The organism is Roseimaritima sediminicola, from assembly GCF_009618275.1.
Classification (GTDB): domain Bacteria; phylum Planctomycetota; class Planctomycetia; order Pirellulales; family Pirellulaceae; genus Roseimaritima; species Roseimaritima sediminicola.
On the sequence record NZ_WIAD01000093.1, the window covers coordinates 1 to 6,766 of the forward strand.

The 6,766-nt window shown below is 64.3% G+C and carries 5 protein-coding genes; 4 read left to right on the forward strand and 1 reads right to left on the reverse strand.

The genetic code is table 11. From position 1 onward, the window contains the following. Positions 1-234 precede the first annotated feature (234 nt). From GE027_RS22155 to GE027_RS22165, 3 genes are all read left to right on the forward strand, one after another. Positions 235-1,761 (forward strand): diguanylate cyclase, encoded by a 1,527-nt coding sequence (locus GE027_RS22155; protein ID WP_153559417.1) that lies wholly within the window; start codon positions 235-237, stop codon positions 1,759-1,761. 78 nt (positions 1,762-1,839) lie between these two features. After that, positions 1,840-3,984: an alpha/beta hydrolase family protein gene (locus GE027_RS22160; RefSeq protein WP_153559418.1), complete on the forward strand. Its 2,145-nt coding sequence runs from the start codon at positions 1,840-1,842 to the stop codon at positions 3,982-3,984. Then, positions 3,984-4,616, forward strand: a complete 633-nt coding sequence (locus tag GE027_RS22165; protein ID WP_153559419.1) for a hypothetical protein — start codon at positions 3,984-3,986, stop codon at positions 4,614-4,616. Before GE027_RS22160 ends, GE027_RS22165 begins: the two co-directional genes overlap by 1 nt. A gap of 116 nt (positions 4,617-4,732) precedes the next feature. Here GE027_RS22165 and GE027_RS22170 read toward each other — a convergent pair whose 3' ends face one another. Continuing rightward, the gene (locus GE027_RS22170; protein ID WP_153559420.1) at positions 4,733-5,833 is read right to left on the reverse strand and encodes a pyridoxal phosphate-dependent aminotransferase; all 1,101 of its coding nucleotides are present in this window, start codon (positions 5,831-5,833) and stop codon (positions 4,733-4,735) included. A 105-nt stretch (positions 5,834-5,938) separates the two neighbouring features. On the opposite strand from GE027_RS22170, the gene GE027_RS22175 reads away from it, so the two are divergent. After that, positions 5,939-6,535: a DUF4416 family protein gene (locus tag GE027_RS22175; protein WP_153559421.1), complete on the forward strand. Its 597-nt coding sequence runs from the start codon at positions 5,939-5,941 to the stop codon at positions 6,533-6,535. Positions 6,536-6,766: the final 231 nt, after the last annotated feature.

The following is a 6,766-nucleotide window of genomic DNA, read 5'->3' on the forward strand; positions in this document are numbered from 1 at the left end:
GCGGCTTGCGCCGCTCCGCTAACGCTTCAATCGCAAGCGATGGTGAAAGTAGATGGCATTGGGCGCCAGCCCACGGTTCCTATCACCGAAACGACCCTACCGCCTGATTGCGACCACAAGGGACCACAAACCCAAACCGGCTCAACAGAATCAATTTGCCCCGGCCCGTTTCGTGACCTAGGGTTCCGATAGCCACCTCATCTCTATTGGCGAACCTGTTCGGAAGGGCATCCCGTGCATTGCATCTCGATCGATACCACCGTGGGCTGGGTGGGCGCCGCGTCGGCCGCCTCCCTACCGCCAGAACTTGCCGGCTGGAACCTGTTGCCGCTGGCTCCCCCACAACCGGACCCCACCCAGCGGGGCGCCTCACCACCACTGCCTGAGGCCGACCTGCTGGTCCTGGAAACCGCGGCGTTTGCCAGCGTCCGCGACTGCGAACGGTTGGCCATGTCGGTGGCCTGTCCGGTGCTGTTCGTCAGCTCGCGCGAGCACCTCCCGCGGCTTGTCCATCAGCTGCAGGCCAAGGACGACATCTGCTTGGACGACGCCCCGCCGTCGCTGTTGGCCGCGCGGCTCAGCAAACTGCACCAGTCCCAGCGGGCGTTGATCGATCCGCTCACTGGCACGCAGCGCCGCGAAGCGTTCTTCAGTTACCTGCGTCACTGGGCGATGAACGCTCGCCACGACGACCCGCTTTCCTTGCTGATGCTGGACCTAGATCATTTCAAAGCGTTGAACGATCAATTCGGCCAAGACGTCGGCGACGATTGCCTCCAGCGACTGGGCGGACTGCTGCGAGAGCAGTGCCCCGACAGTCCCTTGATCGCTCGCTTGGGTGGCCAGGAGTTCGCGATCCTGATGCCGACCAGCGATCAAGAAGCCGCCCGCCACGCCGAATCGATTCGCCAACAGCTCTCGATGCCGGGGCTGCACTCGGTGGCTTCGACCACGGCCAGCATCGGCGTAGCCAGTCGCGCCGATGTCCAACACATCGACCAACTGCACCGCGTGGGTGACGAAGCGGTGTATGCGGCCAAAGCCGCCGGACGCAACCGCGTGTGCGTCTACCGCGAACTGACCGATCGCTCACTGCTGCAGGGCGAAGACCTGGACCTGATCACGCTGGAGAATAAATCCCGGGTGATGGGCGAACGCGTCACCGACTACATCGCCCAGCGCAGCCGGCGGATCCTGCAAAACCTCCGCAGCGAAGCCGAAACCGACGGCCTGACCAGCTTCTACAACCGCCGCTACCTGGACCGGCGATTGAAGCTGCAATTCCAACACCACCAGCAATCCGGCCAACCGCTGTCGCTGGCCCTGATCGATCTGGACCACTTCGGCGCGGTCAACAAACGCCATGGCTGGCCCACCGGCGACAAGGCCCTGCAGACGGTTTGCGATGTGATCCGCCGCTGCATCCGGGCGGGCAACGACTGGGTCGGTCGCTACGGCGGCGAAGAACTGTTCGTCGTCCTTCCCGGCGTGGTCCTCGATGACGCGATCGGTATCTGCCAGCGACTGCGTGCGGCGGTTGCGGAAACCCCCGCGACTTCCACGACCGGCGAACCGCTGCAGTTGACCGTCAGTATCGGCTTGCTCCAGTGCGATGGAGCCGACCAGGATCTGAACGCCGTCATCGAACGGGTCAGCAAACAAACGCTGCGAGCCAAAGAGAGCGGACGCGATCGCGTCTGCTGGGCGCCCCTTCGCGAGGTTCCCGAGTCACAGTCCGCGCGACTTGCCGACACCGCCTGAGGCTGGGTTACAATGGGCGTCGTCCTACCGGGCTGACCAGCCTGCCTCCACGCGCCCCCTTCTCGCGAGTCGACCACCATGCGTCAACGTTTTCACCGTTTGCTGCTGCGTCCCACCTGCCTGAGTTTTCCGTTTGTCATCGCCGCGATGCTGCTCACACCGCCGGCGTCCTGTCACGCCGATGACGCTTCGCGCTCCCGTGCGGCTTCCCAAACCGCCGACGGCGACGCGCTGTTGGCGGAGTACTTTGCGGAGCAGACCCGCCGAATTGCCGACGCTTGTTTTGCGGAAATCGAAACGCTCGAGGACTGGACCGACCGCCGCGAGCAGTACCGCGAGCAACTGCTGGACATGCTGGGCCTTAACCCGATGCCCGCCCGCAGCGACCTGCAGGTGACCGTCACCGGCCAGGACCAACAGGACGGCGTGGTGGTCGAACGGCTGCACTTCCAGTCGATGCCGGGCCTGTACGTGACCGGTAACCTGTACCGTCCGGCCGAGGTCACCGAGCCGCTGCCGGCAGTGCTGTACGTGTGCGGTCACGGACGCGTCGTCAAGGACGGCATCAGCTACGGCAACAAAGTGCACTACCAACACCACGGCGGTTGGTTCGCCCGCAACGGATACGTCTGCCTGACGATCGACACGATCCAGTTGGGCGAGATCGAAGGCATCCATCACGGCACCTACCGCGAGAAAATGTGGTGGTGGAACAACCGCGGCTACACGCCCGTCGGCGTCGAAGCCTGGAACGGTGTGCGAGCCCTCGATCTGCTGCAGGCTCGCGACGACGTCGACCCCGAGCGGATCGGTGTGACCGGACGCAGCGGCGGCGGAGCCTATTCCTGGTACCTGGCCGCGATCGATTCCCGAGTCGGGGCCGCCGTTCCGGTGGCCGGGATCACCAACATGCACAACCACGTCGTCGATGGCTGCGTCAGCGGACACTGCGACTGCATGTACATGGTCAACACCTACCGCTGGGACTTTCCCATGCTGGCCGCCCTGATCGCACCGCGTCCGTTGCTGATCTCCAACACCGATCGCGACCGCATCTTTCCGCTCGACGGCGTCGTCGATGTCCACGCCAAAGTGCGACAGATCTACCAGTTGTACGACGCCGAAGAAAATCTCGGACTGCACATCACCTCCGGCGGTCACAGCGACACCCAGGAACTGCGCATCCATGCGTTCCGCTGGTTGAACCATCATCTGCGCGATGACGACTCCCTGATCGATACGGTGGCCACCAAACTGTTCGAACCCTCGCAGCTGAAGGTGTTCGAAGGTGACAGCGTGCCGGCGGACGAGCGGACCAGCACGATTCATGAATCGTTTGTGCCCGCCGCCTCGGTCGAGGACCTGAAAGCCGCCGCGGCCGATCCGAAAGCCGCCTTCGCGCGCTGGAAACAACAACTGCGTTCCCATACCTTTGGCGGTTGGCCGCAGTCGCTCGATGCACCGCCCAAAGTCACGATCGAAGCCCGCGTCGACCGCGACGATGCGACGGTCCTGTTTGCCACGTACCTCAGCCAGGACCCGTTCCGGTTGCCGCTGGTCGTGGTGGTTCCCAAAACCGACGCTGGGTCCGAAGCGTCTGCGGGCGAGGTCACGGTCCGGGTTTTGAACGAAGCGGACTGGCAGGCGTCGGCGGCCGCGTTGGCCGCGGCCGCGCCCCAGCGTTACCCGAACGCCACCGCCGACACGGCGGCTTGGGCCACGCTCGCCACCGCCGATGGACCGACCGTCCTGTTGGCACCGCGCGGCGTCGGCCCCACCGGCTGGACGCAAGACGAACGGGACCGAACGCACGTGCGCCGGCGGTTTATGTTGTTGGGGCAAACCGTTGCGGGAATGCAAGTGTTCGATGTTCTGCGTGGTCTGCAAGCGATCGCGGAGATTCCCGATTCGCCCGTGACCAGCCGCCCGCTGCACATCGACGCCAGCGGTCCGGCGGCCGCATGGGCACTGTACGCGACCCTGTTCGCCCCGGAGGCGGTCCAGCAGAGAACCGCCTCGCTGCAGCTGGAGGCCTTGCCCGTGCGTAATCGCCAAGCACCGGACTTACTGAACGTCAGCCGCATCGTGGAACTACCCGCCGTGGTCGCGATGGCCGCCCGCGAAGTTCCCGAGGTTCGCATCGGTGGCGAGACCCGGCCGGCGTGGCAGGAGCTGGCGACCGAACAACCGCTGCTAGAGCCGCTGCGTTTCGAGCAACCGTAATGAGGGACGAGCCTTCCCAGCCGATCAACCAGCGAGGTCCAGCCGGACCGCTGTGGCAGTTCGGGATCGCCGATCTACTGTGCTTGACGTTCGTCATGGCGTTGGCGGCAACCTACCTCCGCGGCCACGCCTGGCAGCCTTACGCATGGTCGCCGCTCAGCCTGTTGCTGACGGTGTTTTTGGCCAGTGTCGTGGGCGCTTGGCGCGGCCAGTGGCTGGCCGCTCTGTTCTGGGGCGTCCTGCTGACGGCGATGGTCCAGGTGATGGTCAGCGAGGTGATCCTGCTGCATCCGGCCGGAGTGGTCGTGTGGCCGGTCGCAGCTGGGTTGGCCGCAGCGTTGGTGGCCAGCGATCCGCGCTGGCAGCTCCACCGCCCGGCATTGACGCCGCGCGTGGTGCAAGCCGTCTGGGCCGTGGGCGTGCCCATAACGACCTACGCGGCCATCGTGGCTCGGCCGTTTTCCTTGGCCATTCCCAACATCGTCTCCGCCGTCCTGGGCGCGATCGGCTTGGCCATCGTCGTCACGGTGTGCCAATGGCTGGACGCTAGCGACAGACTGCGGCAGAGCTACGCCGCAACCGCCCTGGCCACGCTCGCCATCGCCGTCGCCTGGCTCGAATACTTGACCTGAAGCGCCAGTGGCATAGGCTTCCAGCCTGTGAACCGTTTGGGCGATAGCCCCGGTTCCTGCACGCAAGGTTTACAAAACCGGGGCTATCGCCCAAACGGCTCATCCTTGTCCGCCGCTCAGCCCAGCGTGCGCAGCACTTCGATCCCGCGCTCGAGCGTTTCGTCCGAAGCGGCAAAGCTGATCCGGAAATGCGAATCGCGAGCGCTGAAGATATTGCCGGGAATGATCAACAACCCGCGTTCGATTGCCCGCTCGACCAACTTCGCTCCGCTTCCGCCCGGGGCCTTGGGAAAGGCGTAGAAAGCGCCGCCGGGCACGACCAACTCGAAGCGATCCTTCAATCCCTCGACCACGATATCGCGTTTGCGACGGTAGTCGTCGATGTGCGGCGACAGGTCGACATCCAGGGCTTCCAGACCGGCCCACTGCGCGGGCTGGGGGGCGCAGACGAAGGTGTACTGCTGGATCTTGATCATCGTCTCGATCACCTCCCGCGGCCCGTGCACGTATCCGACCCGCCAACCGGTCATCGCGTGGCTCTTGCTGAAGCCGTCGATCACGATCGTTTGCGGATTGAACGCCGCCGGCGAAGTGAACGGTTCGTCGTACATGAACGAGCTGTAGATCTCGTCGCTGATCAAGGCGATGTTCCGCTCGGCGGCCAGCTCCGCCAGCGCCTTGAGCTCCTCCTGCGAAGCGGTCACGCCGGTGGGATTGGCCGGACTGTTGACGATGATGGCTTTGGTGCGGTCGGTGATCTTGTCGGCGATCTGTTGGCAATCGATGCGGAAATCAGGATACGAATCGATCGCCACCGGGACGCCGCCCACCATTCGGATCAGGGCAGGGTACATGACAAAAAACGGATCGAAGAACAGGACCTCGTCGCCGGGATCGACCAACGCCAACATCGTCAGCACCAATCCGCCGCTGGTCCCGCTGCACACGAACACCTCGCGGTCGTCGTGCCCGTAGGCCTGTTGGATCTCTTGGGCAAGCCGCTCTCGCAGCGGAGCGATGCCCTGCGTTTGGGAGTAGGCGTTCTTGCCGGTTTCGATGGCATCGATACAGACCTTCCGCACCGACTCCGGAACGTCAAAGTCCGGTTGGCCGATTGAAAGATTAATCGGATCGTCTAATTTGGCAGCCAGGTCAAAGACGCGGCGAATGCCGCTGCTGTCGAACGATTCGGTGCGTTTGGCAATCCACGGATGCATCGGGTGGGCTTTTCTATCAACGGAATGGAAGGACGGACAAGCCAGCCGAGCTGGCTTGGCAAGTTTGCCCGAAAAGGCCCCGATTCTAACCTCTCGAGCGATTTAATGGCACAGCGTCGTCATCCGGTTCCGGTCGTCCCCATGGTCGCGATGATCAGCCGTTACCGTGCCGCCCGGCAGTGGGCTCTCGAACGTCTGTCGCAGCGGCTGGGGCCGCTGGCAGACTGCAGCACCGTCCAGCCGTTCGAAGCCAGCGGGTACTATGACCGGCAGATGGGCGAAGCTCTGGAAAAACAATTCGTGCGGTTTCAGCCGCTGGCCGACCCGGTCGAGCTGGCCGAGTGGAAGATTTGGACCAACGCTCTGGAAGACGAATTCGCCGCCGGCCCCGCCCGCGACCTGCTCCCGGCCGGCGAACCGCTGCCCGAGCGGCCGCTGAACCTGGATCCCGGCTACGTGACCGAAGCCAAATTGGTGCTGGCCACGACCAAGGACCGCGACCACCGCATCTACCTCAGCCGCGGCATCTACGCCGAAGTCACGCTCAGCTACACCGGCCGCCGCTGGCACGCTCATCGCTGGACCTACCCCGACTACCGCACCGACGCGGCGATCGAATTCGTCGAAGCCTGCCGGCAGCATCTGAGAGAGAACCTCCCCGAGCGCCTCCCCGGCTACCGCCGCCCGGTGCTGGAGGACTGAGCCACCCAAACTCCGTCGCGCTACATCTGAAAAACCCTGAAAGTCTGACGCGATTCGCCACCCTTGCTCACTTCCGAACCGTCCTATGAAGCAGCTCGCTGGCCGCGGCGAGACGGTCCGGGCAGACGGTGATGTCTAGCTCAGCGGCGATTCGTTCTAAACACCGCACCGGGGCGTGAAGCTCCGTTTCCGCACAGCGGATTCGGTGGCCGAATTCGGCTTCTTCGATGC

What these genes read in the sequence shown, in the direction of transcription:
- GE027_RS22175 (WP_153559421.1), top strand. Translation starts at nt 5,939, where the DNA reads ATGGCACAGCGTCGTCATCCGGTTCCGGTCGTCCCCATGGTCGCGATG.
- GE027_RS22165 (WP_153559419.1), top strand. Translation starts at nt 3,984, where the DNA reads ATGAGGGACGAGCCTTCCCAGCCGATCAACCAGCGAGGTCCAGCCGGA.
- GE027_RS22160 (WP_153559418.1), top strand. Translation starts at nt 1,840, where the DNA reads ATGCGTCAACGTTTTCACCGTTTGCTGCTGCGTCCCACCTGCCTGAGT.
- GE027_RS22170 (WP_153559420.1), bottom strand. Translation starts at nt 5,833, where the DNA reads ATGCATCCGTGGATTGCCAAACGCACCGAATCGTTCGACAGCAGCGGC.